The 26,055-nt window shown below is 68.3% G+C and carries 42 protein-coding genes; 16 read left to right on the top strand and 26 right to left on the bottom strand.

Annotated features, from left to right (window positions below; all coding sequences use genetic code 11):
- Window positions 1-348 precede the first annotated feature (348 nt).
- The 8 genes from DEJ04_RS17325 to DEJ04_RS17360 all read left to right on the top strand — a co-directional run bounded on the left by DEJ04_RS17325 (window position 349) and on the right by DEJ04_RS17360 (window position 4,265).
- On the top strand, window positions 349-819 hold the full coding sequence (locus tag DEJ04_RS17325) for a hypothetical protein (RefSeq protein WP_258371423.1): 471 nt from the start codon (window positions 349-351) through the stop codon (window positions 817-819).
- A gap of 79 nt (window positions 820-898) precedes the next feature.
- A complete protein-coding gene (locus DEJ04_RS17330; RefSeq protein ID WP_111047899.1) occupies window positions 899-1,381 on the top strand; it encodes a hypothetical protein in 483 nt (160 codons plus the stop codon).
- Between the two features lie 62 nt (window positions 1,382-1,443).
- Window positions 1,444-1,650: a hypothetical protein gene (locus DEJ04_RS17335; protein ID WP_111047900.1), complete on the top strand. Its 207-nt coding sequence runs from the start codon at window positions 1,444-1,446 to the stop codon at window positions 1,648-1,650.
- 76 nt (window positions 1,651-1,726) lie between these two features.
- A complete protein-coding gene (locus DEJ04_RS17340; protein WP_111047901.1) occupies window positions 1,727-1,978 on the top strand; it encodes a hypothetical protein in 252 nt (83 codons plus the stop codon).
- Complete coding sequence (locus DEJ04_RS17345) at window positions 1,975-2,370, top strand: hypothetical protein (RefSeq protein ID WP_111047902.1); 396 nt, start codon at window positions 1,975-1,977, stop codon at window positions 2,368-2,370. The genes DEJ04_RS17340 and DEJ04_RS17345 overlap by 4 nt, the downstream gene beginning before the upstream one ends.
- Window positions 2,367-2,792, top strand: a complete 426-nt coding sequence (locus tag DEJ04_RS17350; protein ID WP_111047903.1) for a hypothetical protein — start codon at window positions 2,367-2,369, stop codon at window positions 2,790-2,792. Before DEJ04_RS17345 ends, DEJ04_RS17350 begins: the two co-directional genes overlap by 4 nt.
- 439 nt (window positions 2,793-3,231) lie before the next feature.
- Window positions 3,232-3,585, top strand: coding sequence for a helix-turn-helix transcriptional regulator (locus DEJ04_RS17355; protein WP_111047904.1), 354 nt, complete (start codon window positions 3,232-3,234; stop codon window positions 3,583-3,585).
- Window positions 3,582-4,265: a cation diffusion facilitator family transporter gene (locus DEJ04_RS17360; protein ID WP_111047939.1), complete on the top strand. Its 684-nt coding sequence runs from the start codon at window positions 3,582-3,584 to the stop codon at window positions 4,263-4,265. The genes DEJ04_RS17355 and DEJ04_RS17360 overlap by 4 nt, the downstream gene beginning before the upstream one ends.
- Window positions 4,266-4,535: 270 nt before the next feature.
- Here the strand turns inward: DEJ04_RS17360 and DEJ04_RS18280 are convergent, their stop codons facing one another.
- From DEJ04_RS18280 to DEJ04_RS18285, 3 genes are all read right to left on the bottom strand, one after another.
- Complete coding sequence (locus DEJ04_RS18280) at window positions 4,536-5,336, bottom strand: hypothetical protein (protein WP_146248753.1); 801 nt, start codon at window positions 5,334-5,336, stop codon at window positions 4,536-4,538.
- A 165-nt stretch (window positions 5,337-5,501) separates the two neighbouring features.
- Window positions 5,502-5,714, bottom strand: a complete 213-nt coding sequence (locus tag DEJ04_RS17375; protein ID WP_146248754.1) for a hypothetical protein — start codon at window positions 5,712-5,714, stop codon at window positions 5,502-5,504.
- A gap of 58 nt (window positions 5,715-5,772) precedes the next feature.
- Window positions 5,773-6,768: a hypothetical protein gene (locus DEJ04_RS18285; protein WP_146248755.1), complete on the bottom strand. Its 996-nt coding sequence runs from the start codon at window positions 6,766-6,768 to the stop codon at window positions 5,773-5,775.
- 158 nt (window positions 6,769-6,926) lie between these two features.
- On the opposite strand from DEJ04_RS18285, the gene DEJ04_RS17390 reads away from it, so the two are divergent.
- Both DEJ04_RS17390 and DEJ04_RS17395 read left to right on the top strand, forming a co-directional pair.
- Entirely contained in the window at window positions 6,927-7,268 is a 342-nt protein-coding gene (locus DEJ04_RS17390; protein WP_111047910.1) for an Lsr2 family protein, read from the top strand.
- Window positions 7,269-7,278: 10 nt separating this feature from the next.
- Window positions 7,279-7,758 carry a hypothetical protein gene (locus DEJ04_RS17395; protein ID WP_146248756.1) on the top strand — a complete coding sequence of 160 codons (480 nt, stop codon included), beginning with the start codon at window positions 7,279-7,281 and terminating at the stop codon, window positions 7,756-7,758.
- Here DEJ04_RS17395 and DEJ04_RS17400 read toward each other — a convergent pair.
- On the bottom strand, window positions 7,755-8,204 hold the full coding sequence (locus DEJ04_RS17400) for a hypothetical protein (RefSeq protein ID WP_111047912.1): 450 nt from the start codon (window positions 8,202-8,204) through the stop codon (window positions 7,755-7,757). The genes DEJ04_RS17395 and DEJ04_RS17400 overlap by 4 nt on opposite strands.
- Window positions 8,201-9,154, bottom strand: coding sequence for a hypothetical protein (locus DEJ04_RS17405; protein ID WP_146248757.1), 954 nt, complete (start codon window positions 9,152-9,154; stop codon window positions 8,201-8,203). The genes DEJ04_RS17400 and DEJ04_RS17405 overlap by 4 nt, the downstream gene beginning before the upstream one ends.
- Before the next feature lie 90 nt (window positions 9,155-9,244).
- Between DEJ04_RS17405 and DEJ04_RS17410 the strand changes: the two genes are divergently transcribed.
- Complete coding sequence (locus tag DEJ04_RS17410; protein ID WP_111047914.1) at window positions 9,245-10,165, top strand: hypothetical protein; 921 nt, start codon at window positions 9,245-9,247, stop codon at window positions 10,163-10,165.
- Here DEJ04_RS17410 and DEJ04_RS17415 read toward each other — a convergent pair.
- Entirely contained in the window at window positions 10,154-10,378 is a 225-nt protein-coding gene (locus DEJ04_RS17415) for a hypothetical protein (RefSeq protein WP_111047915.1), read from the bottom strand. The genes DEJ04_RS17410 and DEJ04_RS17415 overlap by 12 nt on opposite strands.
- Window positions 10,379-10,420: 42 nt before the next feature.
- Complete coding sequence (locus tag DEJ04_RS17420) at window positions 10,421-10,879, bottom strand: hypothetical protein (RefSeq protein WP_111047916.1); 459 nt, start codon at window positions 10,877-10,879, stop codon at window positions 10,421-10,423.
- A 186-nt stretch (window positions 10,880-11,065) separates the two neighbouring features.
- Here DEJ04_RS17420 and DEJ04_RS17425 point away from each other — a divergent pair, with 186 nt between their 5' ends.
- A complete protein-coding gene (locus DEJ04_RS17425) occupies window positions 11,066-12,277 on the top strand; it encodes a competence protein CoiA (RefSeq protein ID WP_111047917.1) in 1,212 nt (403 codons plus the stop codon).
- On the opposite strand, the gene DEJ04_RS17430 is transcribed toward DEJ04_RS17425, so the two are convergent.
- From DEJ04_RS17430 to DEJ04_RS17500, 15 genes are all read right to left on the bottom strand, one after another.
- On the bottom strand, window positions 12,229-12,450 hold the full coding sequence (locus tag DEJ04_RS17430) for a hypothetical protein (RefSeq protein WP_111047918.1): 222 nt from the start codon (window positions 12,448-12,450) through the stop codon (window positions 12,229-12,231). The two genes, DEJ04_RS17425 and DEJ04_RS17430, sit on opposite strands and share 49 nt — an antisense overlap.
- Window positions 12,451-12,469: 19 nt before the next feature.
- Window positions 12,470-12,712: a hypothetical protein gene (locus DEJ04_RS17435; protein ID WP_111047919.1), complete on the bottom strand. Its 243-nt coding sequence runs from the start codon at window positions 12,710-12,712 to the stop codon at window positions 12,470-12,472.
- The gene (gene nrdH, locus DEJ04_RS17440; protein WP_111047920.1) at window positions 12,709-12,933 is read right to left on the bottom strand and encodes a glutaredoxin-like protein NrdH; all 225 of its coding nucleotides are present in this window, start codon (window positions 12,931-12,933) and stop codon (window positions 12,709-12,711) included. Before nrdH ends, DEJ04_RS17435 begins: the two co-directional genes overlap by 4 nt.
- Before the next feature lie 16 nt (window positions 12,934-12,949).
- Window positions 12,950-13,150 (bottom strand): hypothetical protein, encoded by a 201-nt coding sequence (locus DEJ04_RS17445; RefSeq protein ID WP_111047921.1) that lies wholly within the window; start codon window positions 13,148-13,150, stop codon window positions 12,950-12,952.
- 7 nt (window positions 13,151-13,157) lie between these two features.
- Entirely contained in the window at window positions 13,158-14,018 is an 861-nt protein-coding gene (locus DEJ04_RS17450; RefSeq protein ID WP_111047922.1) for a hypothetical protein, read from the bottom strand.
- Entirely contained in the window at window positions 14,015-14,203 is a 189-nt protein-coding gene (locus DEJ04_RS17455) for a hypothetical protein (RefSeq protein WP_111047923.1), read from the bottom strand. Before DEJ04_RS17455 ends, DEJ04_RS17450 begins: the two co-directional genes overlap by 4 nt.
- Window positions 14,200-14,622: a hypothetical protein gene (locus DEJ04_RS17460; RefSeq protein WP_111047924.1), complete on the bottom strand. Its 423-nt coding sequence runs from the start codon at window positions 14,620-14,622 to the stop codon at window positions 14,200-14,202. The genes DEJ04_RS17455 and DEJ04_RS17460 overlap by 4 nt, the downstream gene beginning before the upstream one ends.
- A 97-nt stretch (window positions 14,623-14,719) precedes the next feature.
- A complete protein-coding gene (locus DEJ04_RS17465) occupies window positions 14,720-16,465 on the bottom strand; it encodes a DNA cytosine methyltransferase (RefSeq protein WP_111047925.1) in 1,746 nt (581 codons plus the stop codon).
- Window positions 16,459-16,782, bottom strand: coding sequence for a hypothetical protein (locus DEJ04_RS17470; RefSeq protein ID WP_146248758.1), 324 nt, complete (start codon window positions 16,780-16,782; stop codon window positions 16,459-16,461). The genes DEJ04_RS17465 and DEJ04_RS17470 overlap by 7 nt, the downstream gene beginning before the upstream one ends.
- Window positions 16,779-17,291 (bottom strand): hypothetical protein, encoded by a 513-nt coding sequence (locus tag DEJ04_RS17475; RefSeq protein WP_111047927.1) that lies wholly within the window; start codon window positions 17,289-17,291, stop codon window positions 16,779-16,781. Before DEJ04_RS17475 ends, DEJ04_RS17470 begins: the two co-directional genes overlap by 4 nt.
- A gap of 11 nt (window positions 17,292-17,302) precedes the next feature.
- Window positions 17,303-18,040, bottom strand: coding sequence for an HNH endonuclease family protein (locus DEJ04_RS17480; RefSeq protein ID WP_111047928.1), 738 nt, complete (start codon window positions 18,038-18,040; stop codon window positions 17,303-17,305).
- Window positions 18,037-18,459, bottom strand: coding sequence for a hypothetical protein (locus tag DEJ04_RS17485; RefSeq protein WP_146248759.1), 423 nt, complete (start codon window positions 18,457-18,459; stop codon window positions 18,037-18,039). The genes DEJ04_RS17480 and DEJ04_RS17485 overlap by 4 nt, the downstream gene beginning before the upstream one ends.
- Window positions 18,460-18,464: 5 nt before the next feature.
- Window positions 18,465-18,932 carry a hypothetical protein gene (locus tag DEJ04_RS17490; protein ID WP_111047930.1) on the bottom strand — a complete coding sequence of 156 codons (468 nt, stop codon included), beginning with the start codon at window positions 18,930-18,932 and terminating at the stop codon, window positions 18,465-18,467.
- Window positions 18,929-19,318, bottom strand: a complete 390-nt coding sequence (locus DEJ04_RS17495; protein ID WP_111047931.1) for a hypothetical protein — start codon at window positions 19,316-19,318, stop codon at window positions 18,929-18,931. Before DEJ04_RS17495 ends, DEJ04_RS17490 begins: the two co-directional genes overlap by 4 nt.
- 21 nt (window positions 19,319-19,339) lie before the next feature.
- Window positions 19,340-19,756: a hypothetical protein gene (locus tag DEJ04_RS17500; protein ID WP_146248760.1), complete on the bottom strand. Its 417-nt coding sequence runs from the start codon at window positions 19,754-19,756 to the stop codon at window positions 19,340-19,342.
- A 107-nt stretch (window positions 19,757-19,863) separates the two neighbouring features.
- Between DEJ04_RS17500 and DEJ04_RS17505 the strand changes: the two genes are divergently transcribed.
- Complete coding sequence (locus DEJ04_RS17505; protein ID WP_111047933.1) at window positions 19,864-20,085, top strand: hypothetical protein; 222 nt, start codon at window positions 19,864-19,866, stop codon at window positions 20,083-20,085.
- Window position 20,086: 1 nt separating this feature from the next.
- Here DEJ04_RS17505 and DEJ04_RS18565 read toward each other — a convergent pair whose 3' ends face one another.
- Window positions 20,087-20,257: a hypothetical protein gene (locus tag DEJ04_RS18565; RefSeq protein WP_181437875.1), complete on the bottom strand. Its 171-nt coding sequence runs from the start codon at window positions 20,255-20,257 to the stop codon at window positions 20,087-20,089.
- A 227-nt stretch (window positions 20,258-20,484) separates the two neighbouring features.
- Between DEJ04_RS18565 and DEJ04_RS17510 the strand changes: the two genes are divergently transcribed.
- The 3 genes from DEJ04_RS17510 to DEJ04_RS17525 all read left to right on the top strand — a co-directional run bounded on the left by DEJ04_RS17510 (window position 20,485) and on the right by DEJ04_RS17525 (window position 22,011).
- Complete coding sequence (locus tag DEJ04_RS17510; RefSeq protein ID WP_146248761.1) at window positions 20,485-20,700, top strand: hypothetical protein; 216 nt, start codon at window positions 20,485-20,487, stop codon at window positions 20,698-20,700.
- Window positions 20,701-21,034: 334 nt separating this feature from the next.
- Window positions 21,035-21,424: a hypothetical protein gene (locus DEJ04_RS17520; protein WP_111047936.1), complete on the top strand. Its 390-nt coding sequence runs from the start codon at window positions 21,035-21,037 to the stop codon at window positions 21,422-21,424.
- A 50-nt stretch (window positions 21,425-21,474) separates the two neighbouring features.
- Window positions 21,475-22,011 (top strand): hypothetical protein, encoded by a 537-nt coding sequence (locus DEJ04_RS17525; RefSeq protein WP_111047937.1) that lies wholly within the window; start codon window positions 21,475-21,477, stop codon window positions 22,009-22,011.
- A 32-nt stretch (window positions 22,012-22,043) separates the two neighbouring features.
- Here the strand turns inward: DEJ04_RS17525 and DEJ04_RS18290 are convergent, their stop codons facing one another.
- The 3 genes from DEJ04_RS18290 to DEJ04_RS17535 all read right to left on the bottom strand — a co-directional run bounded on the left by DEJ04_RS18290 (window position 22,044) and on the right by DEJ04_RS17535 (window position 25,960).
- Window positions 22,044-22,679 carry a hypothetical protein gene (locus DEJ04_RS18290; RefSeq protein WP_146248762.1) on the bottom strand — a complete coding sequence of 212 codons (636 nt, stop codon included), beginning with the start codon at window positions 22,677-22,679 and terminating at the stop codon, window positions 22,044-22,046.
- An 84-nt stretch (window positions 22,680-22,763) separates the two neighbouring features.
- Window positions 22,764-23,354, bottom strand: a complete 591-nt coding sequence (locus tag DEJ04_RS17530; RefSeq protein WP_181437876.1) for a prepilin peptidase — start codon at window positions 23,352-23,354, stop codon at window positions 22,764-22,766.
- Window positions 23,355-23,359: 5 nt separating this feature from the next.
- Window positions 23,360-25,960: a LysM peptidoglycan-binding domain-containing protein gene (locus DEJ04_RS17535; RefSeq protein ID WP_258371424.1), complete on the bottom strand. Its 2,601-nt coding sequence runs from the start codon at window positions 25,958-25,960 to the stop codon at window positions 23,360-23,362.
- Window positions 25,961-26,055 lie beyond the last annotated feature (95 nt).

Below are 26,055 nucleotides of genomic sequence, written 5' to 3' on the forward strand. Positions count from 1 at the left end.
GCCCAACCCCGCACACAGCCACACAGCACCCCGCCGCCCGACCACCACCGGCACCACGCGACCACCCCACCCAACCACCTCCCCCAACCCACGACAAGTCCCAACCTAACGGAACATCCAAACTTACAGACTTCCAGAGTCCCGAAGTACCAGAGTTCCGAACTACCAGACACCCGAACTCACGGACTCCCGGACTGACAGACACCCGAACTACCAGACACCCAGCCGACGCGCGGGCGGGACAAGGGCGGGCGCACAGATCGGGGGCGAGGGCGACCTCTGATTGTCAGTGGTACTCCGTACATTCGTACATGTCAGATCGAACCTGAAAGGGGCAACACAATGGGAATGGATGTCTACGGGAAGAACCCGGAGAACGAGACGGGGCGCTACTTCCGCGCCAGCGTCTGGGGGTGGCACCCGCTCGCTGAGTACCTGGTGAAGGTCGCTCCCGACCTCATGGCGAAGGTGACCTACCTCCACAGCAACGACCGCGACGGCCTCGGTCACGAAGACTCGGTGGCGCTCGCAACGGCCCTCCAGCAGGCACTCACGAGCGGCCACACTGCTGCCTACGTGCAAGCCCGGGATGAGGCAATCGCGGCACTCCCGCGCCTGACGTGCCGGTTCTGCGAGGGCACCGGCACGCGCTCCGATGAGGTCGGCGTGCGGCTCGGCTTCGCGGCCCGCAACTGGTGCAACGCCTGCGACGGCAAGGGTGACACCGAGCCGTGGGAAGCCTCGTACTCGCTCGACGTCGGCCTGGTGCGCGAGTTCGCCGCGTTCGTTCGGCGCTCTGGTGGCTTCGAAATCTGCTGAGTGACGACGGGCGGCCACGCGAATGTCGGTGGTCGCCCGTACATTCGTACATGTCAGATCGAACCAGAAAGGAACAACGATGACCCTCATCGACAACAACACCAGCGCCGCTCAGATCGCCTCCCCTGCCGACGCGTGGACCCCGACTCGGGCGGCTGCTCGGTTCGCGGCCGACGCCGCTCGGATCGCGGAGCTCGAATCGGCACTCACGGCCGCACGGCAGCGGGCCGTGAGCGCTGAGACCGGCCAGATCACCGAGGGGTCCGACCCCCGCCTGCACGACTTCTGGGTCCAGGCGGGCGAGACCGCCTACTCGGAGGGGTTCTGCGAGGAGTACGACCGGATCGCCGAGGCGATGGGCGGCGTCGGCCGGGAGCGTGAGTGGGACGTGGAGATGGAGGTCACGTTGACCTTCACCTACACGCACACCGCCACCTGCCGCGACGAAGACGACGCCTACGCGATCGCCCGCGACTCGCTCAGCGAGAGCGACATGCGGGAGGCACTTTCCTGGGCCTCGCTCGACTGGACCACCGAGCACGTGAGCACCGCCCGGTCCTAGCCGACACCGGGAGGGGACGGCCACCAGCCGCCCCCTCCCCCTAGACCCTGGGAGGCCCTCAGATGCGACGCCAGATCGACACCATCCGAACAGTCGTCACCAAGCGTGACGACGCCACAGAGGCCCGCACAGCGGCGCTGACCGACCGTGACAACCAACTCCGAGTCGCGTCGGACATGGGGTGGGCGCTCGCGCACACCGCCGTGCTCGACGGCACCGACTACGCGACGTTCGTCGACACGCTCACCTTCACCCCGCCCGCGGAGTGACCAACGCGGGAGGGGTCGGCCGACGCCGACCCTCCCGCCCCTCAACACCACCGACACGAATCGGGAGACAGACACCATGACCACCACCACCGACCGGCCCACCTGGGCCGTGTTCGACATCACCGAGACCGCCGTCTACCAGGGCGTCGTCCAGATCGACCCGGACCGCTGGGAAGCCCTCTACGGCGAGCGCCTCGACCCCGGCACGCTGACCGTCGAGCAGGTGCGCCAGTACGTGGACGACGCCGGAGCAGCCGTGCACGAGCGCTACGGGAACATCGACGGGCAAGCCTGGTCGAACCTGACCACGACGGGGACCGAGCAGTGAGCGCCGCCGCGACCGAGGCCGCGTCGGCGATGGTCCTGGAGTGGGACAGCACGCAGGTGCTCTGCTCGCTCAACATGACCGAGGGGTTCACCCTCGCCGCCCTGTTCGACGTGCTCGGGCGAGCGGACACCGCCGCGCACATCATCCGCGAGGTGTGGGAGGGCGAGACGGACGGGGACCGTGATCCGCTGCCGTGGGCACACCGGGCCGACGGGACCCGGCTGGCGTTCCGTGGCCGCCACGCCCCCACCCCGGACTACCTGTTCAGCCCCCGTGCCGACTGGGCCGACGGCACCTGGTACTGCGACCTCTGTGACGCCCCCGCGTGCGCCGAGGACGTGTCCTGTGCCCGGTGTGGGATCGGCACGACGACGAAGGGAGCGCACGCATGAGCGACACCATCGAAGCGGTGCCGACGGCCCTCATCGGCGCGGAGTCCTCCACGCTGGCCCCGGTACTCCGCCTCATCGATCAGCACCCGGACCTCGCGCTCGCGATCCGATCAGCGATCGACCAGCGCATCCGCGAGACCGCCTGCCCGCCGCTCATCCCGGTACAGATCACCGACGACGGCGAGACCTACGCGGGCATCCGCTGCCCCTGGTGCGGCGCCGACGTCGAGAACAGCGAGACCCTCGGGGTCCTCGACACCAGCGACCGCACAACGATCGTCGCGGCCGACGAGTTCGACCACGACCACCGGAGCATCAGCCCCGTCTACGACGAGCGCTCCGACTACGACGGCCTCTGCTACGTGCACGAGGGATGCGGCAACCCAGTGGCGCTGCCGACCGGCTGGACGGAGCGCGGATGACCCGATGACCGGTCCGAGTTGGGCGGCCCGGAACGCCCAACTCGGATACCCAACCCGGTTGACACTCACGCGAAAATCGCGTACATTAGTACATGTAAGGAGGTAGCGACCACAGACCACAGGGACCGACAACCACACACCACCCAGGGGTGACTCAACCACCACCCCCAAGTCGGCATACCCTCCGAGTCCGTCGCTACTAGGGGCGCTCGCCGCATCCTGCCGTAGAATCACTCCACAGGACGCCCGGCCAAGGTTCGATCTGACAGTTGTTCCTTTCAGGCCGGGCGTTCCGTGCGTCCACGGGCCTGTGTAGGTTCCGCGCGAGCATGGCAAAATCCGCGGCGACATGGCAGCGGCTTGGCAGATTTGCCAAGCCACGCGGAAGCCCCCCCGGCTCGCGCTGCACTTACGTCAGCTCTCGATGTATAGTCACCGCATGCTGACCATAGCGTCCCGACTTGACGTCATGAACCGTCTTGGCCGTGCCCTCGCGGACCCGACGCGGTCTCGCATCCTGCTCCGGCTTTTGGCAGCCCCGGGCTATCCGGCGCGTCTGGCGGAGGAGTTGGACCTGACTCGAACGAACGTGTCGAACCACCTCGCGTGCCTCCGGGGTTGCGGGATCGTCGTCGCCGTCCCAGAGGGGCGCAGCACCCGGTACGAGATCGCGGACCCGCACCTGACACGAGCGCTGGACGCACTGGTGGACGTCGTGCTCGCCGTCGATGACGGCGCCGAGTGCACGGACGAGGACTGCGACGTGCCCCTGTGCTGCGGAGCCGGAGCATGAGCGCCGCCGTGCAGCTCGGCGCGCCCTTGTCTCCCGCGCGCCGGAACGTGTTGCAGCGGCGGGTGCGATGGATCGTGGCCGCGACGATCACCTACAACGTGATCGAGGCGTTCGTCGCAATTGCCGCCGGCACGGTGGCATCTTCGACGGCGCTGATCGGATTCGGTCTGGACTCGATCGTGGAAGTCCTCTCCGCAGCCGCGGTGGCGTGGCAGTTCGCTGGCCGTGACCCGGAGGCGCGAGAGCGCACTGCGTTGAAGGTCATCGCGGTGTCGTTCTTTGGCCTCGCGCTGTACGTCACCGTCGACGCCGCCCTCACGTTCGCTGGGCTCCGTGAGCCGGAGCACAGCACCGTCGGGATCGTGCTCGCGGCGGTCAGCCTCGCGGTCATGCCGTTCCTCAGCCTCCTGGAGCGGCGCACCGGGAAGGAACTCGGCTCCGCGTCCGCGGTCGCGGACTCGAAGCAGACCCTCGTGTGCAGCTACCTCTCCGCCGCCGTCCTGATCGGGCTCCTGCTCAACACGCTGTTCGGGTGGTCGTGGGCGGACCCGGTGGCGGGGCTGATCGTGGTCGTATTCGCTGTCCGAGAGGGGTTGGAAGCCTGGCGCGGCGACGCTTGCAAGCAGCCCGTTTCCGCGCTCACCGGCGAGCGAGAAGCCGACACCTGCAACTGCTGCTGACCGGCTGGGCTCCTAGTGCAGCGCGGGGAACGGTTCCTCCTCGACTGGTTCGAGTTCGAAGCCGTCGAAGGTGGCTACCGAATCTGGTCTGCTGACGACCCGGAACCCGTTGCGGACGTCGAAGCCCTCCCGGAGCAGTGCCAGGTGTGCATGCTCCGTTCGGGCCTACGTTTCCAGTGCGACAGCCTCGACGACGCCGACCGGCGAGTCGCAGCGTGCCGCTATCTCGGGCTCTGACCCCGGTCGCTTTCGCGGTTCTTGGCTGCTGATCTACGCACCGTTTCGCGAGTCATACAGCCGTAAGGCCTCGCTAATCGTGAAGGTCGCCGCCGCGGCGCTGGGTCCGACATCCCGCGCGAGATCCCCGCGGAGCTCCATGACCGTGCCCCCGTCATCGGTCCGCTGCGAATTCCGATCAAGGCGTGTCATCGCGAAGGAACGTTGTCCGTGTGCTGCCGCACTCCCGGTACGCCACAGCAGTTGCACTCCACTCGCGAGCAACGGCTCGTCCTGCCGATGGACGTGCTTCGCCGCCCAGGTGATCACGTCCGTGTTGTTGAGCCGTGCGGTCGCCGCCGAGGGAAGCCCCAGCTCCGAAGCGAGGACGACGCAACTGTCGAGGCGCTTCTGCAATCGGGCGGCATCTTGATCGCGCAGAACCGACTGCTCATCCGTGAGCGCAAACACACCGCGGACCATTGCCAGCTGGTCCCTCAAGTCCTGCACCTGAAGTTGCATCGCTCGAGCACGACGCTCCACCCGCTGATTCGGCGCGAGCACCCACACGGCGTGCGATGCCGAGAGCAACGCAGATCGCAGGCTGGTCAAGTACGCCGTTGGGTACAGCGTGCTGGTCGCTCGCATCGCTGTCAGCGTGAAGTCGAGATGCTCGACAGCAACAACAATGCTGTACCAAGCAAGCCCTGAGACATGCAGATGTCGCTGGTCGTCTCCTCCAAGAGCGCTTCTCTTCTGAGTTGCGGGAGCGTCGTTGGTCCGAGCCGACCATTCGTCTGCGGCAGCAGACAGCCGCCCGAGTCTGGCTTCCCAGTCTTCATGGCTTTCCGTCATGGCCCTACTCTGGCGCTCTACGCGCGCCGAGTCACACACCGCGCGACTCGATTGCAGGAAAGTGCAGCCACGCTGTCAAACGATTCGGATTTCGCAGGGCGATCACCACACCGCGGTGGCACCTACAACCCGTTGTCCGGCCCAGGCGCCAAGCGCCATCGGGGGCTACAGCCGACTCGGCGCCGCCGGCGCCGCCGAACGTCGTTCCCGCTGCACCAGGGCGATCGCGTCGGCCTCTGCCCAGATGTCGGCGACCCGCTCAAGGTCGGAGTCAGGGGCGCGAAGCGCGCGATCGTAGTCCCGGACCAGCTGCCGCCGTAGCGCCGCGAGTTCATCCACGGTGAGCCACTGCAGAGCATCTCGGGCACCGTCGTTCATGGCACGGAGCATAGGCGCTTCGCTCCCCGGTCTCGAAGGCGTCGCGCACGCGTGCCAGCTACTCGGCCGACGCCCGCGCGAGGACCTCCGGGAGCTTCGTGGCGTTGCTGAGGAGCGTCGTTCCGTAACGGCGGTCCACGCCAGCCTGATGTAGGCGGTGTACCCACTGCTTCTCCGTCACTACGACGTCGCAGTGCACAACAGCAACAGAAAGCGCGGCGATGTCATTGAAATCGTTTCGCTCCCACTTCTGCTCGCTCTGCCGAAGTTTTGCAGCCCGCATCACGTTAGCTACCTGCCGCGTTGGCAAGTCGTCGACGAAACTCACTGCCTCGGTCGGAAGGAGCCCGTCGGCGAAGCTCTCCCACGACATTCCAACTCGGTCGAGTGCTTCAGTTATCGGGGTCCGCATCGCTCCGAGATCAGAAGCTCGCACAGCAAGTTCTAGGTGGAAATCGCGCAACCCTCGCTTGCGGATCTCTTCGCCGACCCTCTCCTCATCTGCAACGAATTGATCGTCCAGGTCTCGCAGCTTGGTATCGATGCCCATGCTCCGTGCTGTCTCAGGGCCTGCCCGAAGGAGCTCGAGTTCGATGACACGGTCGCCGATCTCCTTCAGCAGGGCGAGCTTGTCCCCAGTGAAGCCGTGGCCGCTCGGAAGTCGGCTCCAGTCGAGTTTCGGCAGTTCGAGGACTTCCAGTATGTGCGTAATGCCAGTGCCGAATACCTTCGGCTTCCGTGGGAATGCCGGCCGCCCGTAGCGGTGATTCAAGGCCACATCGATTTCGCCAGGCAACAATGTCCGTGGGTGAGCGATCGTTTCCTGGCGCGACAGCTCAAACATGAAATCGGCTAGACGAATCCGAGCTTCCGCATTGCTATGCTTCCCCGTCTCGGCGTACCGGTAGAAGTCAAGAGGGAATGAAGCCCGTCCAGACTCGACCGCGGCGCGCCCCGCATCAAGCGCGTCAATGAAAGGCGTTCCCTTCCCGTGTCCTGACGCAGCTCTCGCGAGATCGATCCACTTATTCTGATCCAAGTAGACGCGGAGCATGCGCCCTGCCTTCCGGTGCGTGACGGTCCTGCGGCAACTCGAGAGCGTCAGCTGTCGGGAAGCGGGCAGGCATACTCTCGGAGACTATCCGTGGGAGCTGCCAAGTGCAGGTCGCGGCGTGTGCAATGCTGCGGGCAAACCTCTCGAATTGGAGCAGCATGGCCCAGAAGATCACGACCACACTCGTTGACGACCTCACTGGCGAGACGATCGGAGATGGCTCGGGAAAGACTGTGCAGTTTGGCTTTGACGGAGCTGGCTACGAAATCGACCTGACCGACGAGAACGCGGACAAGCTCCGCGAGGCGTTCGCGGACTACGTCGCGGCAGCTCGGAAGACCAGCGGTCGATCGACTCGTACCCGGACAAGCTCCTCCGGACGCACGGACCCTGACGAGCTGGCGAAGATCCGCGAGTGGGCGGCTGCGAACGGTCACGAGGTCGCAGCGCGCGGACGCATCAGCCAGGCCGTGCGTGACGCCTACGCCGCGGCCCAGTGAACGCCGCCTGGTGACACTCCCGCCTCCGCAGAAACGCCGTACGACGCAGCACATCGGGGCCGCCGGCGAGCTGCTGGTGCAGTACCAGCTGCTCAAGCTCGGCATCGATAGCGCACGCCTGACGACCGATGCGGGGATCGACCTGGTCGTCTACGCGCCGGCGACGGGCGCGGCGACCACGATGCAGGTCAAGACAGTGGAGCGCAGCACGCCCGCCGGCGGGCGGGGCAGGCTGGCGATCGGGTGGAACTTCCCGCACGACACCCCTGCGCAGCTGCTCGCCTTCACCTCCCTGGAAGCGGACCGGGTGTGGCTGTTCACCACTGCGGAGGCTCGTCAGGTCGCGCAGCAGCACACCTCCGGCGGGGTGCGCCGGCTCTACTGGTACACGGACCAGTCGACCACGCAGCGGGAAGGCGTCCCCCTCCTGCAGAGCGACATGGACCGGTACCTGCTGCAGGACCGCGCTCCGAAACTGTTCCCCAGCTAGGCCGGCCGCCGCACGATCAGCTCGTTGCCGTCACAGGCCTCGCAGTTGCACATCGGCCACTCGAACCCGTCCCAGAACCACATCGAGGATGAGGTCGGACCGACGTAGATCTCCCATCCGCGGAACTCTTCGACGAGCTCCTTGACGAGCGATGTGCCGATGTACTGTCCCGTTCTTCGGAGCCCCGTCGGCACCTCGAGGTCTGATATCAGCACCGCAGGGACAGACCGGCCCGCGGTGTGGCTTCGGAAGTTGCGGACGAGCAGCAGGCGGGCGACCTCTTCGTCATCACGGCTGTACGAACGCCACTCATTCTCGGACGATGTCAGGTCGTCGGTCCACCAGCGCCACGGGAAGATGAATCTCGGGTCCTCGGCGAAGTCCGGGCGCTGGCGGCCACCACGCTCGAGGATCTCCGGTCGCTCCCACGTGATCAGCCCGCTCATGGCGTCGAGTCTCCCAGGGCCTCAGGTGCAACAGGGCCGATCGCCGCGTCGATGGCGTCTTCGTGATCGGGCGTGCGCCAACCGGTTCGTTCCCAGCCGCCGGCGGGGCTCCAGTGCAGCGCTCCACGGCGGGAGAGGGTGCTGGCGATCCACAGGTGCGTGATCGGAGCGGGCAGGTCGGGGTCAGGCAGCGGTGCCGGCGGGCGGCGCTCATGCTCGGGTCCGAGAAGCATCTCCCAGAGCTCATCGTCGACGTCGGGTCCGATGGGCTTCGGGAGTGCAGGGGCGTCGGGGTGCCAGTTGAGGGCGTCGTTGACGGCCCAGGCGCTGCCAAGCGTCGCCCAGATCAGTGCATGCCGCTCCGAGCCGCCATGGCGGTGCAGCTTCTCGGCGACGTCGGCCTCGCGCTCGAGGACACGGGAGATCCAGCCCGTGACGGTGACAGGGTCCTGCCAGTTGCTCCAGCCCTTGGTGCCGAACCCGATCAGTCCCGGTCGGTCTGGGTAGGCGGCGAGGTAGGCGACGCCGAGCGCGGCGAGCGCGGCGAGCCGGTGGGCATGGTCCGGGCCGGCCGCCCAGGTGTCTGCGGGGACCACACCGCCGATGAACTCGGACGGGGGAAGCTGCTGCAGGATCTCAGGGACACGCTGCCGGATGCTCTTGAGGTTGCTGCCGTGGTTGAGAGCGACGTACCAGCCGGGGGCGTCTGGGCCGATGGTGATCGTCTCGCCCTGCCGGTCGAGTGCGTCGCGGAGGCGGCGGTGCGGGACGTCGTTGTCGCTGACGACCTCGAGGGGCGCGTAGGACCCGTCTGTGAGGTGGATCAGGCCGTCGGGCTGCCCGGGTGCAGTGCCGTCGTCGCTGCGTTCGACGAGTGTGTCGAGGTGCTGCGCGACGATCGCTCGCGCCATCCGCTCGAGCAGACGTTCCTCGGGTCGTTTGTTGCTCATGGGGTCAAGCATCCGCTGAAGGTGCGTTCGACGGCCCGATGAGCCGCTATAGCCCGTCGCGGTGTCGCTGTTGGTGAGTAGGGTCCTGACGTGGCTGACTACTCCCCCGAGGATCTCCGCCGGCTCGACGTGCTCGGCCGGATCATTGCCGCTGCCGCCGAGCGGAGCCCGAACCCGCAGGCAAACGCATTTGATCTGCTCGGAGCTCAACCAGAGCACGCTGCCGTGGACGAGCTGAGAGAGCGCGTCCGGGAGCTTGAGGCCGCGGGCCATCTGAACGTCTACTGGCGCGGTACCGGTGCCTGGGATGCCCGTCCGACGGCACAGGGCCGGGATACGTGCGCCGCGCTGGAGACGGCGCGCAACAACGTGCGTGCTCGCCGGCGTCGGATGCGGGACGAGTACCTGGTGTGGGTCGTTGATCAGGACGACGCTGGCGCTTCACCGACGTCGGACGCCTTCCTGGCGACGGGCGCGACCTACTTGGGGATGTCGTACACGCAGGAGGACCTCGAGCAAACCGGGAAGTGGTTGCACGAGGGGCGTTTCATCAAGGGTCCGATGGCAAGCCAGCGCCCCGATCCGCTGCGGCCGTCACCTACCGCGAAGGGGCGGTGGATCGCCGAGGAAGGCAGGTCAGTGAACGAGCCAGTGAACGAGGAGACGTCTGGAGGGTCGACCGTCACCAACAACTTCCACGGACCGGCGAATGTGGCGCAGAACAGCCACGACGTGCACCAGACAATCAACATCGGTTGGCAGGACCAGGCCCGCGAGCTCGTCGACGAGATCTCGCGCCGGCTCCACGACGTCGAGAACGAGCAGGCTCGCACCGAGCTCGCCACGGCTGTCGCGGAACTGCGCGCCGAGGTCGATGGGCAGGCGCGTCCGCACGCGGTCCGCGGGATCGTGACGAAGCTGGGCCTGGCGATAACGACGGCGATGGCCGGTGAGCTCGGGTCAGAGCTCACGCAGCACGCATTCCAGCTGCTCGGCGCGCTACCCGCCTAGGCGGAACTCGAACGGCTTGTCTGCAGACACTGCCGCGGCGTAGTCGTCGAGGGCTTCCGGCGGGAACGTGATGCCCTTGGGCAACGCGTCTACGACGTCGGCGCGCACGACGTGGACAGGGAGTCCAGTGTGCGTCTCCCGGAAGCTGCGATCGGCTTCGTCGAGTTGGCGACCGATCCCCTGCATGAGCTTGCGGAGCTCCCGGTCGTTCACCGTTACCTTCACCCGAGGACGGGCCATGTCAGCTCCCGCTGCTCAGACGAGCTCGAGGGCGCCGGTGAGCTCGTCGACCGAGACCCGGAACACACGGGCGATCGTTTCCAGCTCCGCCGGCTTCCATCGCGTCTGACCACGCAGCCGATACCGAAGTGCGGGCGCCTCCAGCCCCAGGAGCCCCGCCAGAGCCCGCACGTCGCTCACTGGGGCGTCGGGAGCCTCCATGAGCCCTCTGATGCGGTCACCGGCTGTTCGACCCGTAGAGACGCGCTCAGAGGCGTCCTGGACGCGAGGTGGGTGGCCGGCCCGTCCGCGGGCGCGCTCGCGCTTCTGTCGGCGGTACTCGTCGACCTGCTCCTCGAGGAACAGCGGCGAGCGCTCCGTCTCCGGGTTCACGCGGGTAGGGAAGTCGCTATCGCGGACGGCGTAGGCCCAGACGGTCTCGATCGAGACGTTGAGAGCCTTCGCGATGTCGGCGTAGTTGAGCAGCTTCGTCATGGGGTCGGGCTCCTCTCGCTAGGACGAATGTACCTGTGCGGGGCTTCGTGGAGGGTGGGCTGTGCGTGTCGCGCGGGCTTTCTGGAGTATCGACGCTGGAGGGTGTGGCGGTGTGCTTGCTGCGGCTCATGACACCGGTTTGCAGCGGGATGACCGGGATTGGGATCTGGAGTCGAGGGGGCGGTCATGCCGTTGGTCGCGCTGTGGGGTGGCGAGCGCGTCGAGTCCTGGGCGCTGGATGATGGGGCGTGGGGTCGCGTGCGAGCGACGTACCGAGACCGCGGTCTGGTGATGGCGTGCGGTGAGTCGGGGGTGCCCGTGGAGCGGGCCGGTACTCGGTACTTCCGCCACAAGGCGATCTGTGACCTCCACGAGGGCGGTCCGGAGTCCCGCGAGCACCTGGCCGCGAAAGCGCTCGTTGCGGAGGTTGCTCGGGAGCACGGGTGGGAGGCCATCGTCGAAGCGCCGGCGCCGGACCGCTCGTGGATCGCAGATGTGCTCGTGTCGAAGCCGGGTGTGCCCTCGGTGGCGATCGAGGTGCAGTGGGCGGCCCAGACGGCGGAGGAGTTCGCTCGTCGAACGGCGCGGTACGAGGGTGCCGGCGTGCGGTGCGTGTGGTTGGTCGGGCCGAAGAACCAGGGCCGGGGCCTGTGGAACCTCCGCGGCTCCGCGGACGCGCTGCAGATGGACATGCCTGTTGGGCTGGCCCAGGGCCGCACGTTCATTCCGATGCGTACGGCGCTTGCCCGGTGGTTTCGGCGTGAGATCCGGCCGCGATACGAGGCGTTGGTCGAGGCGCTCGAGATCGTCACGGCGATGTCGAAGTGCCACAACGAGCGCTGCGGCGCGTGGTTCTCGTTCTGGTGGCTCGGCGGCGTGCAGTTGCAGACCCGATGCGGCCAGATCGGGACGGTGTCGTTCGGTTCGAGGTACCCGACCTGGGTGCGGGACCGACCCGAGGCGGTCTTCCAGACGGAGGTGCGGAAGGCGTTGGCTGCGAGCTCGCTCCCACCGGCGACGGAGTACCGGTCGGCGCACAGCAAGACGACGAACACCAGCTACACCGCGCAGCACTGCCCCCGCTGCGGATGGCACCTGGGCGATGGGTTCATTGTCACGAAGTACCGCAACTGGTCCTCGTACGCGGTCCCCGTGCCGCTGACCCGGATTCCGCTCGATCCCAGAGTGACCGCTGTCGAGCACGTGTGCGTCGACGTCGGGAAAGGACGGTGCTCACCGCCAGCGGTGGAGGGAGCTGCGTACCCCTCGGAGCGGAACGAGTCCGGCGACGTGGTCTGGTTCAACACGTTCGACACGGAGGCGGGACCGATCGACGCCGAGCAGCTTCCTCAGAACCGGCGAGGAGCGTCGACGTCCGCTTCGAGGTCGTCGACGTAGACCTCGACGTCGTGGTGGGTGAAGACGTGCGTGTGGCGCACCTCGTAGCCGCGGCCGGCCCAGCTGTTGAGATCCGAGAGGCGCTGGGCGAGCTTGTTGGTGCGGGCGTAGTTGTGGCTCGGGGAGTCGTCGTGCGGGACGACGGTCTGGAGCGACTCGTAGCGCTTGGTCACTGCGGTGATCCTTCGGTGCTCATGGGGCGCACACGTGCCACTGGTTGCGGGGGAACTCGCGCAGTTCGCCGTCGATCTCGAGCGTGATGCCCTCACGGTTCCGGCGGCGGTACCTGCCGCGGACGAGGTCGTGGGACCAGCCGTCCTCCGAGTGCCACCAGCGCACGAGCTCGACCGGTTTGCCGCGCTTGAGGGTGACCGGTTCGAACTCGACGATCGGTTCAACCTCGGTGGCGGGTCGGGTCGCGGCGATGGTGCTCATGCGCTGAGTGCGGCGATCTTGTCCGGGCGGAAGCCAGACCAGTGGTCGTCGTCGGTGACGACGACGGGCGCCTGCAGGTAGCCGAGGCTCTTGACGTGCTCGAGCGCGCTCTCGTCGGCGGAGACGTCGTGCACCTCGTACGGGATGCCCTTGCTGTCGAGCGCCCGGTACGTCGCGGTGCACTGCACGCAGGACGGCTTGGTGTACACGGTGACGGTCATGAGTGGGTCCTTCCGGTCAGGCCGCTGTGAGCGTCGCCTCGAGGCGGTGCCGCCAGCTGGCGATGGTCATGTCGAGGACGGCGGCGTGAGCGAGGCCGGTCTCGGTGCTGGTGTCGGTGGTGTCGCGGTCCTGCTCGTAGCCGTTGATGGTCCGGGTCAGGTACGCGATCGAGCGGTCCCGCTCGGTTGGCGTGATGGGTGCTGGGGTCGTGGGCATGGGTCACTCACTGGTCTTTCGTCTCGTGGTGGTTGACGGGGAGCTCTGCACGGTGGCGTGCAGCCCCGGCGGCGAGGAAGCCCAGGAGCAGGCTCGCTTCGCCGATGAGGAGCAGGGCATTCCGCGCCGCGGGGTCGAGATCGGAGCCGAGCACGCCGGCGAGGGCGAAGCCGGCACCGGCAACGAGGAGCATCGCGTCGAGAACGCGTTGCCGACGCTCCTGCTGGCGGGTGACGAGTCGGTGTACGGGTGACCAGCTGGTTCCCCACCGGCGCCAGACGGCGCCGTTGATGCGCATCACGGTGCCGGGTGTCGTCGCTCGAGGAAGCGGCAGTTGCCGGGGCATTCCCTCGTACGGGTCGATGACGCCGCCGGCGAGGATCTCAGCTGCGGAACTCAGCGGCTCAGGGATCGTGGTGGGCTCGGCGCCCGCCTTCGCCGCCGGTGCGCCGGCGCGGTCGATGACGGTCCTCCCTGCACTGATCAGGCCGTCGCGATCACTCTCGATGAGGAGCTGCCACCAGATGGCGGCTGCGACACCTCCGATGAACACGGGGATGCCGAAGTTGCCGTAGCCGAGCCAGGGCAGATCCGGGACCACGAAGAGCCAGGCGACCGCCGTGCTTGCCATCGCGACGAGGGCGAGGAAGCGCATTCGGCGGTAGGCGAGCTCTGCGCGCGGGACGAGTGTGACCTGTCGCCAGCGGGCACCCACGGGATCGCTGTGGACGCGGAGCCAGGTGCGCCCGCCAGAGGTGCGGACGAGCGTGCTGGGCTTGACCTCGGTCGGCGACGGAAGCTCGGCGGCTTCGGCCTCGCTGTCGACTGCGGCGAGCGCGCGGGCGGCGCCGTAGATGTATTCGGTCACTGGAGCACTCCTTCCTCGGTGAGGGTGAACAGCGGCGGTTCGACGTTGGCCGGCTTCCCGGTCTCGAGGTCGAACCAGCCGTAGCTGCAGCACGTGGTGCAGGCGACGGCGGCGGGTTCGTTGGCTGCGAGCTCGTCGTCGAGGTAGCCGGTGCCGGCGCAGGAGGGGCAGCGGACGTACTTCACCGGGTCGCCTCCGCGGTGTGCAGGGCTCGGGCGCGCATGACACCGACCCGGGTGGCGTGCTGCTCCCGCCAGGGCGCCCAGGAGTGGTCGCTGAGGATGTGCGCTTCCCACTCGAGCGAGTCCGGCTTGGGCTGCACGGTGGCGTGCTCGCCGGTGCGTGTCTTGTGGTCGGGGCAGAAGTACAGCCCGCAGCCGTCGCGTTCCTGCCAGACCTCCTCGGCGTCGGGTTCGTCGTCGAAGTGGGCGTAGGAGATCTCCTCGCCGTCGAGCATGAGGACGTAGTCGCCGTGGTCCTCGCACTTGTAGGCGAGGCCTCGGTCGATCCGGGTGTCGCAGCCGTCCCAGTCGCACTCTGCGGGGACGGCGTACCCGGCCCAGCGCCAGCTGTGGTCGGGGTCTTCGTAGACCTGGTACCCCATGTCGATCCTTCCGTTCGTCGGTGCGAGCCGAGTTGCTTCCTCTACTGGTTAGAGGTGCCTTTCGTCGCGGCCACCGGGACAAATCCGTCCGGGGCGCTCACGCGGCGACCGCGTAGGTCGCGTCGATCGACGCGGCGCCGGCGGCGATGAGATCCCTGGCTGCTGGCGGTGTGACGGCGTTGCCGGCGGCCTTGACGAGATCGCGGTTCGATACCGGCCTTGACCGGTCCGGCGGCTGCCAGAGGTAGTCGGCCGGGAACGCCATGCCGGCGGCGACCTCGTGCGGCTGGAACATCCGGAACAGCACTTCCGGGACGAGCTCCTCGGCCTGCTGGAGATCGCGAGGGGTGAGCTGGCGGTGTGAGGGCTGTTGCAGGACCGCCTGGTGCCCTGCGGTGGTCAGGGTGCGCAGCGACTCGAGGGGCGACGTCGTCATGGATGCGCCCCCGGTGTTCATCCGGTGGACGAGGGCGTGCTGAGCGCCGTCGGCGACGATCGTGCGCAGCGGATCGGTGTGCGGATCGAGGTTCCGGTCCGCGCGATCGCGGAACTGCGTCACGAACGGCTGCAGCAGCGCCTGGCCGCCGCCCGTGGCGGTCGTCGCGGTCGGCATCGGTTCGGAGACGGAGTGCGCGCGGTTGGTGTGCTGGTTCGTCATCACGAGGCCGTGGTGGTTCCCGCCAGCTGTGAACGTCCCGGCGGGCTCCATGATGGTGCGCGCCGTCGACGTGCCGTACATCTCAGCGACGAACGGCACGTGCGCGAGGGCCGTCTCGGCCCGCGTCGTCTGCGTCCGCAGCGGAGCAGCGGTCGGGAGCGCGTCCTTCCCGTCTCTGCCCTCGACCGGGACTGCGAGCGCTTTCGAGTTCGTCGTGTGGAGCGCCCGGAGCGGTTCCTCGACCGGCCACACGCGGTGGTAGCCGTCGAGCTGTCCGTGCTGGCGGTGGTGCGGGTCGGTCGCGTCGTACGTGTTGCCGGCGGCCTCGAGTGTCAGCGGTCCCCAGTAGCGGGCGATGCCCGCGGCGATGCGGGCGCGGGTCTTCGGCTTGAGGCGGTCGCCGACCCGCTCCCCCGGAATGCTCCAGTCGATCGCCGCGGCGGCGGGCAGCCAGCCCGGTTCGACGACCTGCCCGCAGCGGGAGCAGCAGTACACGTACGCCTGCCGGTAGCGGCCGACGGTGCGGCGGCCCTTGAACGACTGCACGGACTCCACCACGGCGTCGCAGCGGTCACACCAGGCCTTCGGCCGGAGGACGCGATCGATGTCAGGCGCCGGAGCGTTCTCGGGCCACGCGACGACGTAGATCCGATCGCGGGACTGCGGGGCGGGGGCGCCGTACGCCTGGGCGTGCATCGAGTTCAGCGACACAACGCGGAACCGGTACCCGAGCGCGCGGAGCTCGGAGCGCCAGATGTCCCACGCGGTGCGGTACTTCGCCTGCGTGGCGATGTCGACGACGTTCTCGACGATCACGAGGCGGTACCGGTGGTACTCGATGAACCGGAGCACGTCGAACATCAGCAGCCGGGACCGGTTCTTCGCCTCGTCCGACAACGGGTCCTCGAACAGCCCTTCCTCGATCGCGGGCAGCTTCGACCCGTTCGCCTGCGACCACTTCGTGCACTCCGGCGACGCCCACAGGATGTCCGTCCGCGGAAAGAACGAGGGCCGCTCCTGGTGCAGGTCGACCACGGCGTGGTCCGTCTTCGGGTGGTTCAGGGCGTGGATGTCGCACACGAGCTGCCAGTGGTTCGCGGCGATCCGGACGTCGATACCCGGCACCTGCAGTGCGCCGGTCGACGAGCCACCCGCGCCGGCGAAGAGGTCCGTGAGGGTCAGCATGCGCGGGTCCGCCCGCCGTCGAGGTTGTGCCGGCGCAGTTCGTCCAAGCCATCCAGGACGGCGAGCGTGAGGACGGCGACGAGGACGGCTGCACCGGTCACCATGAAGGCGATGCGTCCAACGACGTCGACCAGGGCGGCGCCGTGTCCGGCGTGCTCCGGAAGGAGGCCGAGCGCCCGAGCGAGCCGTGACGTCTCAACTGCGCTCGGCACCGCCCCCAGCACGACGAGGAGCGCTCCGCCGGCGAGGTAGCACCACAGGCGCACACTCGGAAGGGCGAGCATCAGCGCAGCTCGGATCTGACGGCCGCGCATCACGCGTCGCTCCTGGGGTCCCGGAAGACCCGGGCCGTATTCCGGACCCTGCTGCTGACGCGGTAGCCGGCCGCCGGTTCGGTGGCGATCGCGAGAACGTGCACGGCTGCAGCGCGGCCGATCTGCACGAGCTCGTCGAGCCGCTCGAGGAGCAGCCGCCGTTCGGACTCGGGAAGAGCAGGCGGGGTGCTCAGCAGCGGTCCGAGGTCGATGACGACGTACAGGCGCCGGGCCTGCACGGAGGTGAGGGCGGTCGAGTAGCGGCGTGCGACTTCCCCGAGGGTTCGCTCGAGCAGCTCGTCCCAGTCGGCGGGGTCAGTGGTGGTGGTGATGCGGGGGCCGGTGAGACGGGCGGGGAGGTCGGCGAGTACGACGATGTCGGCGCCCGGCGCGTTGGCGAAGCACCAGCCCACAGCTTCGTTGCCGGCGTCGGCGCCGAGAATCAGTGCGTGGCCGTCGCGTTCGGGGATGAAGTCGCTGAGGCCTGCTGGTTCTGAGGGTGTCCGGGTCATGGCTGGTCCGTTCACTTGCAGGTGTTGAGGGTGCGGTCGATGGCGGCGCGGTCGGCCGAGTCGAGGGTGAGGTCGTAGCGGTGCACGACGTAGGTGAAGCGGGTGACGTACGTGCACGCGTATGACGCTGCTGGCGGGAGCCAGGTCGCCGGGCCCTGGTCGGACTTGGACTCGTTGCTCGGGCCGTCGACGGCGGTGAGGTTGTTGAGGTCGGTGGCGAGCTGCTCGCGCCGCTGCTCGGTCCACGTCGATGCGCCGTGTTGGTAGGCCCAGGACAGCGGCACCATGTGGTCGATCTGCACGGCGGTGCTCGTCGTTGAGCCGCGCGTGAAGGAGATCTCGTGGCCGGTGTACGGGTCGGCGAGGGTGCCGCTGAGGACGACGCAGTCGTGAGTGCCGGGCTTGTAGGTGACGGCGGTGAGATCGCGGGCGAGAACGTCGTTGCGTTGATCGCAGCCGTTGCGGTCGGTGTCTGCCCAAGCCGGGCCGAACGAGTCCCGCTCGTACGTCGTGGTGGGTGCCGCGGCCGTGGCCGGGATCTCGGCGAGGAGCTTGCGGACGGCGGTGGTGTTGATGGTGGCGCCGTTGACGAGACCGTCGTGACGCAGCTGGTCAGTGATCCCAGGAGCGGCGCTGACGGAAAGGCTGCCGGCGGGTGTGTGCCCGGGGGCGTAGTGGACGCCGGCGAGGAGTGCGACGGCGATGCCCGCGGCGGCGAGTCCGCTCCAGAGGTTCCGGCGGCGGCTCACGCGTGTGCTCCAGAACGTTCGGCGGCGGCCCAGGCGGCGACGTCGCTCCACTGGGGCCGGCGGGCCGGGGAGTGGATGTCGGAGTTGTGCAGCGCGGCAGCACGCTCGGCTGCCTCGTAGGTGGTGGCGTCCTCACGGGTGGGGTTCCACTGGCAGGTGGTGCAGCGGGCGACCCACAGGCTGCCGATGGGGACCACTGTGCCGATCGGGGTGGTGTCGACGAGCTGGCCGTACTCGAGCACGTTGATGTCGGCGAACTCGGCCGGCGTGGGATCGGACAGGTCCGGGTACCGGTTGGCGGGGGCGTCCTCGAGGAGAGTGGCGTACGCCTCGGCGAACTTGTCGGAGAGGGCGGCGTCGGCGCCGTGGCTGGTGGCCCAGAAGATCGCACGGCGGTAGTGAGAGACGAAGTTGGTCATGGTGTTCACGCGGTCCTCTGCTGCTTGGAGGGGCGCCCGGTCACGTTCTTCGGCAGGCCGAGCTTGATGTGGCGGAGTCGGAACGCCGTGTGCTCGCTGCAGCGGAGTTCTGCGGCGATCTCGACGTCGTTGAGACCGTTTCCGTGGAGGCGACGCACGTCGTCATCGGTGACGGAGTGGAGGGCGACCACGGGCGTGGGTGCTTCGGCCGCGGCAGGCTCGTCGTCGGGGACGGCTGGAGTCGGGATCTCGATCGGTGCCGGCGGCGCTGGACGGACCGGCGCGGGGGTGGCGGCGTCGATCGCCGCGGCGCCGGCGACGTTGAGGATGTGCACGGCGGCGGCGCGCAGGAGCGCGGCGACCGTGGTGCCGTTCGCGGTGGCGTAGGCGTCGAGTGCCATCCAGTGGGTGCGCGGGAGGTCGGTGTGCACGGGGATGTCGAAGCCGAAATCCACGTCGTCGGGGCGGTTCATGCGATGGCCTCCAGTCGGTTCCGGGGCTGCCGGTGGGTCCTGCTGCGGTGAGCGCTGTCGAGCTGCTCGAAGTGGGCGGCGGTGTCCTCGATGGACAGGCCGAAGATCTTCGCGATCTGCTCCGTCGTGTAGCCGGAGAGGCGGTGGGCGAGCATCTGCATCGAGTCGCCGCCGGTGAGGGTGTCGAGGGTGCGGTGCACGACAGGTACGACGGGCACGAGCGGGGTCCGGCGGGGCGTGTGGATCGCTTTGTCGACGAGGGTCTCGACCAGGGCGCTCGGCGCGGCCGGCTCGGCGCGCATGCGCCCCATCACGGTCAGCTGCACGAGCGTCGCGGCGGGCACGTGGATCACGAGCGGCACCAGGTCGGTGGGTTCGATCTGCATGGTGGCTCCCTTCGGGCGTCTCTACCTGTTAGAGGTGCCGTGATCAGCCCGAACCGGGACAAAATCGACGGCCGTGGGGTCGGAGAGGGAGTCCGGGTCGAAGCGGAGCACCCACACGACCCGGATGAGCTCGTGCATCGAGAGCGAGTGCCCCTGGGTGAGCAGGACCGCGGCGACGGCTTCGGCGGTGGCAGGGGCGTCCGGGGCCGTTTCCCAGACTCGGCGAGCCCACTCGATCGGGCCAGCCATCGGGATGACGAAGTCGGGGTGCGCCGAGGTGGTGCGGGTCTGGCCGTCGCGGTAGCGGATCTCCAGGCGGGGCCACAGCTCGGCCGGCGTCACCGTGACGACCACGCCGCTGTAGTCGAGCACCGTCGCCCCACGCTCGTTCATGTACATGCCGGCTACACGTTGGCCGGGTTCGAATGCTGTCCTCATGTCAACCAGGTTAGGTAACCGGGTTGGGTCTGTCAACCATGTTTATCAACCGGGTTGTGTTTGGCGTGTCACCGGGTTGGGTAACTGGGTGGACCTAGAGTGCTGGCATGACCTCTCAGGACGACGCCCGCGATCAGCTCAAGGACATCGCCGACGACATCGAGCGGCTCCGGCAGGAGCTCGACGTCGTGATCTCGCGGCGCTACGACGCAGTCGAGGCCGCTCGAGCGGCGGGCATCACCTGGCGTGAAGCGGCGACGATCCTCAAGATGACGGAGACCGGGCTGATGAAGACCCAGGCCGCGACCCGAGGACGAACGAAGAACTGACCTACACCGCGGTGTCCGCGTCGTCGCGCTCCGCGCCGGCGCCGCTTCCGTGCGTGTCGCGGGCGAGGATGCGGAAGACCAGCAGCGCACGGGTCCCGACGGGGCCGGGCACGAAGATCCAGATGGCGCCGGCGACGACAGTTGCGGCGAAGTAGAGCTCTACGGCGGTCATGGTGACTCCTGGTGGTTGCACGAACGTCGGCCGAAGGTGGGCGACGTGCCGAGACATGCGGCGAAACGCGCGCCTCATCGGGAGTAGGTGCCGCCAGGGCTCCGAATCGGACATCCCGCCCTAGATCGCCCCTCACACTCGGGGTGGTGGGATCTCGCACGGCTCGCCAGAATCGTGCGGACGCATCGAATTACGGCGGTGCGGGGGAATCTGGGGTGGAGGCCGTGATGCCGCTTCACAAGGCCGCGGAAGAGATGCGCAACCTGTACGCGAACGAGATCGCGCGCGCCGTGCACGCGGGGCAGCAGCCGTCCCCGCTGCAAGTGGAGTCGTGGGCGAAGTACGACCGCGCGCTGCGCGACGGCGACCCCGGTGCGGCGTTCTCCGCGCGCGGCGAGCACTCACCGCGGAAGGCGTCTACCGATCGCGCCCCGCACGTGTGACAGCCCCTCGCCAGACCCACACCCGGTACCGCGACCCGTCGCGACGAGTCACCTCGACCTGCACGGCGCGATCGGTGAAAGCGACCACGACGGCACGTTCCTGAACTCGGGTCTCGACGAACCGGAGCCACACGTCGACTGTGTCGCCGCCGTCGACGTCGACCACGGGCGCCGGTCCGATCTCCTCCGGGGACAGCGAGACGGGCGAGGCTCGGGTCAGGAACTCGTTGATCGCAGCACGCGACACATCTGTGCCGTACCGACGGTTCTTACCCATGCCCGTCATGATCCCACGTAATCGAACATACGTTCGAACAGATGGCAGACTGGGCGCATGGCTGACGCGTTCCTCGACCGCGACCGTCCCGCCGCCGGCAGGGACGGTCGACGGTATGTCTGGCACCCGCCCGAGCACCCCGACGTGACGCTCTACACGCCCGAGCAGGCCCCGGAAGCGGACCGAGCAGATGCAACGGCGTTCGAGCAGCCGATGCCGGTGTGGGTCGAGCTCGACTACCTCGAGATCGGTCACCTCCGGACGCACGGCTTCGCCGTCGCGGCCTCCGACCAGGCGGTGCTCGTCGACACGACCTGGCAGGGACGGCTGCAGAAGGTGTGGGTGCCCCGTCCGCTCGTGACGCATCGGAAGCTCCGGCCGCGCGGTCGCGTCGACGCGGAGCTTGACCAGATCGGGCGCGACGTCGGCGGGCAGCGATCACGCTGACACCCTCCCTGACGGCGAGTGCTCGGCGCGTGAGCTGGCACGATGCCGGGATGGATCTCGATGCGCTCAACGCCCTGGAGCCGGACGACCGGCGAACGTTCCTCCTCGGGCGGCTCGTGGCCGAGACGACGAGCATGGATGCGGCGCTGCGGTTCCTCCACGCCGCGCTGGACGGACAGACCGCCGTTGACGCGTTCCGGGACGCCCCTGACTTCTTCCAGCAGAACGCCGAGAAGTGCGCTCGGAAGGTCGCGACGACGGAGCGACTGACCGACGAGGAGCGCCCGAAGATCCTGGCGACGCTCGACGCCGCGCGCGCCGTGTACGAGCGGCGGAACCGGTTCGTGCATGACCTACTCCGGGACGACTTGTTCTCGAAGGAGTGGGAGCTGATGCGACTGAACCGGAAGGGCGAGGAGTTCACCACGACGAGCGCCGACGCCATGATCGCGCTGGTCCGCGAGCTGGTCGGCGTGACGTACCGGCTCCGCGGCGCCGCGATCTACGTGCTGCAAGGAGGGTGGGCACTTTGGGCGTTCGGCGCCGTGGAGGGCCAGTGGGACGGCAGCGCTGACGCTAGCCGTTGAGGCGAGCCGCATGGTCGGCACTGACGGCTAAATCATTGATCGTTCACAACGGCGATCGAGACAGAACGCTCCGTGTCGGCTTTAAAGAAAATACGCGTTAGCGCACTACGCCTCTTCACCAATCTGGAACCACTCCGTGCAACTGCCTTGTTGCCAAGGGGAGGATCAAGCAGGGCGCGAAGGCGTAGCTGGATATCCGCGTCGAGAACCGAATCGGACGGCATTGAGTCGATCGCCTGCCGAAACATAGCGTTCGTGTCTTCTTTGCGGGCGACAAGGCCTGCGTTCTCCAGCTCCTTCGCTCGAGCCTCCGCACGCTTCAAGTTGCCGCTATACCACTCGGTTCGCACCTTCGCGTAGGCGTACATCAGACCAATTATGGCCCCGGCGCATTTAGCCACCAGTAGGATATCCCCAACTATCTCTGCATCGATAGATAGCGGGCTCCCATACCTCACCGACCGCAGGCGCAACGACGATGAAGTTGACCCCTCCACGTACCTCGTTAATGCGTAATCAAAGACGGGCTCGCTCAGGTAAACAAGAAGATCAGCAAGCTCAACGAACTCACGCAAATCAGCTTGAAGTTCATCGAATGAAACACCAGTTGGTGCATCAAATTCGAAACGAACAAGCGGGATACGCACCCGCACGTCTGACATTGACATGGCTGCAGCCTAAGGGGATGCGGAAGCCTTCGGGCATGTTCGGGCCTCGAGGGGTGAACAGCTCGAGCACGCCGCCACGGGTGGTCACTGCAGGGCGCCGCCGGCCTGCTGCAGCGCGATCGTCGTGACCAGGATGACGAGTGCGGCGATCGCGATCGCGGGGCCGTGTGCTCGAGGCCGCTTGCCGTGGCCGGCAGCGGCGAGGACCGCCCGCCAGAGTCCTCCGAGGAGGATGGCGATCGGGATCAGGTAGAGGGCCAGGGGGCCGGCGTAGATCGCGGCGGTGATGCTCAGCGCGGCGGCGAACTTCGCGTCGCCCAGCCCGAACATGCCGGCGAGGCCGAGGGCAATGTAGAACGCGGCGACGATGCTGCCGACGATGACCGGCCAGAACACGCGCCAGGGGTCCGCGGTCGCGTAGGCGATGGCGAAGGCCTGGACGGCCCCGGCGGCGGCGATCGGGGCTACCCACCGGTTGGGCAGCTTCCGGACACGCAGGTCGATCGTGACGGGCGCGATCGCGCCGGCGGTGAGCAGCGCGGTGAGGACCCACGCGTAGGCCGCCGTGCCGAGGACCGGGTGCAACGCGATCGCGAGCAGTGCACTACCGCCCGCGGCCGCGATGCTCGCGGCGAGCGTGGTCGAGATCCGGAGTCGCTGAGCGTCCGGGGCCACGTCGATCATCGGGTTGCGGCGTCGACGAGCTCTGCGGTCTCTTCGTCGAGTTCGTAGTCCGGGTCACCGCCGCCGACGCGGGCGTACATCTCGTCGACGATGCGGTTGATCTCGTCGACGTCGCGGTCCTGCATCGCGGCGCGCAGTTCGGTGCGCCAGCCGGCCTCGTTGAGCGGTTCGACGGCCTTGGCGATGCCGGCGGCGTAGCGGGCCTGGTTGACGTCGCGGATCTCGAGTGCGCGGCGTGCGAGCTCGTCTGCGGCGTCCATGACCGCGGCGATCATCTCCTCCTGCAGGACGGAGATCCACGCCCACCATCCGCGACGGGTGCTGATGCCGGCGAACGGGGTGCCGCGGACGAGCTTGATCGCGGCGACGAGGTTCTCGTTGCTGGTGCGGGCGAGGTCGTCGCCGATGAGTCGGCGGAAGTCGTGCCAGTCGGTCCCGATGGCGGGGTGGAGCTGGTAGCCCTCCTGGTTCTTGTTCTCGGGGAACAAGGGGGTGCCGTCGGGGTCGGCGCCGAGCGCCTGGCGGACGAGGCGGACGAGCTTGCGCTGGCTGTCCTTCGCGTTGACGGTGTCGGGCCAGAACGCCTGCTGCAGCATCGTCCCGTTCACGGGGGCGGACAGGCTGAGGTAGGTCAGCAGCTCGGCGCCGCGGCCGGGCAGCCGGTCCGGGTCGGCCAGGTGCAGCACGTCAACGGGGCCGAGCATCCGCACGTAGGGGGCGGGCCAGTCCGGCGCGGTGACGGGTTCGGCCGCCGCTGGGACATCCGGAGCCGCGTGTGAGACATCGATCGGGGCCGCTGTGACATCGTCGGCCGGTTCTGCGACACCGACGGGCTCCGCGGGGGCGGTTTCGGCGTCCTCGGATGCCGTAGCTGGCTGCTCCGCCTCGGCGGACGCGTCGACGGCGGCGGTGACGCCGTGTGTGGCGCTCTCCGGGCTCGGGGCAGCTGTGACGTCCAATAGGTCGGCCTGCTGCTCGTCGTCCGCGAGAGCGCCGACTGTGGCCGCTGCTGCCTGCTGTGGGGCATCGACGGTGACGATCGGGGCGGTGTTGGGTGCCGCGACGCTGTCCTGCTCGGTTGTGGCGAAGAGCTCCTGCACGAGCTCGAGCTCGCGCCCCTGGAGCACCTGGGGTGTGAAGGGCAACGGCGGCATGACGTCGCCGGGTGAGACGAGCTCGGCGCTCGTCGCTGACGAGATCCGGACGATCGAGCCGGCGCCGAGCGTCTCGCCGTTGGCGATGGTGGCGATGCCGAGGCGCGGGACGCGTTCGACGAGCTCCTGCAGCTCGCGCTGCACGGCTTCGTCGGGGAGTTGGCCGAGGATGACGACGTGCGGCGCCCAGGACTCGGCATCGGTGGCTCGGGTGCGGGCGCTGTGGACGCCGTCGACGCCGTAGCTGTCGAAGGAGGCTTCGCGGCCGGCGAGGCTGGTGCGGAGGTTCCGGACCAGGGCCGCGGTGTCGTCGACGTGCTGGACGCGGAACCGGTCGAGATCTCGGGCGAGCCCGCGCGGCATACCCACGAGGGTGACCTCGATCTGTTCGGACCAGGGGTTCTCGGCGAGCTCGACGGCGATCGCGTTGAGGACGCCGCGGGCGGTGTCTTCGTCGCCGACGACGTTGAGGGAGCCGATCTGCTCGAGGTCGAGCATGAGCACGCCGCCGTGGTCGTCGACGCCGATCGTCGCGAGCGCGGGGTACGGGGAGACGGACTCTCGTGCGGGCGTGGTCGCCGTCCCGGGGAGGACGACCCATGCGGTGCGGTCGGCAGAGGCGGCCACGAACGGTGCGGGCAGGTCGGCGGGCTCGCTGAGGTAGAGCGCGATTTCCTGGTCCTCGAGGCGGAGGGCGAACAGCTCTGGCAGGACGGCGCCGGTGTCTTCGGCCCAGATCTGCAGGCTGCGGAGCGCGTTGTCGATGTCCTGCAGGCCGAGCGGGTTCTCGATCATCCGCAGCTCGAGCTCGAGGTTCGCGGCGTCCGGCTCGGGCATCGCGATCCGGGTGCCCGGGCGGCGCTTGCGACGCTGCTTGAGGCGCCGCGCCGCCAGTGCGCTGAGGAGGCCCGCGGCGAGGACGCTGGCGATGCCACCGGTGGTCGCGAGGGGGATGTTGATGTCGTCGTCGTTGTCGACCGAGGCGGTGTCGGCGTGCTGCGAGGCCGCGCCGCCGGTGTTGCTGTTCGCGGTCGGTGCGGCGGTGGACGACGCGCTCGGCGTGGCTGTGGGCGTCGTCGAGGCGGATGCGGAGGCGCTCGGTGTTGTCGAGGCCGACGGGTTCGGCGCAGCGGGAGCGCCGGCATCGGTGTCGGTGTCGGCTCCGGCGTTACTCGAGGATGCGCTCGAGGACGGCGACGGTGCGGGGGCGGCGGGCTGCGGCGCGGGAGCAGGCGTCTGGGTGACGGCGACGTTGGGGACGGTGAGGTTCCACCCGGGCCGGAGGAGGTTCGGGTTGGTGAGGTGCTGCCCGTCCGGCTGCACGGTTGCGGTGGAGGCGTTGAAGATGTCGAGATCCCGGGTGCCGTCGCCGTAGTACTGCTCGGCGATGCTCCAGAGGTTGTCGCCGGGCACCACGGTGTGCTGGACGGTCTTGGTGGTCACGGTCGAGGCCGTCTGGCGCGTCCGACCGGGCGAGGACGAACCGCCGATGACCCGGTTCCTGGCCGAACAGCTCTCGACCGCGCACTGGTTCGACC

This window comes from Curtobacterium sp. MCLR17_044, assembly GCF_003234435.1.
GTDB classification, from domain to species: domain Bacteria; phylum Actinomycetota; class Actinomycetes; order Actinomycetales; family Microbacteriaceae; genus Curtobacterium; species Curtobacterium flaccumfaciens.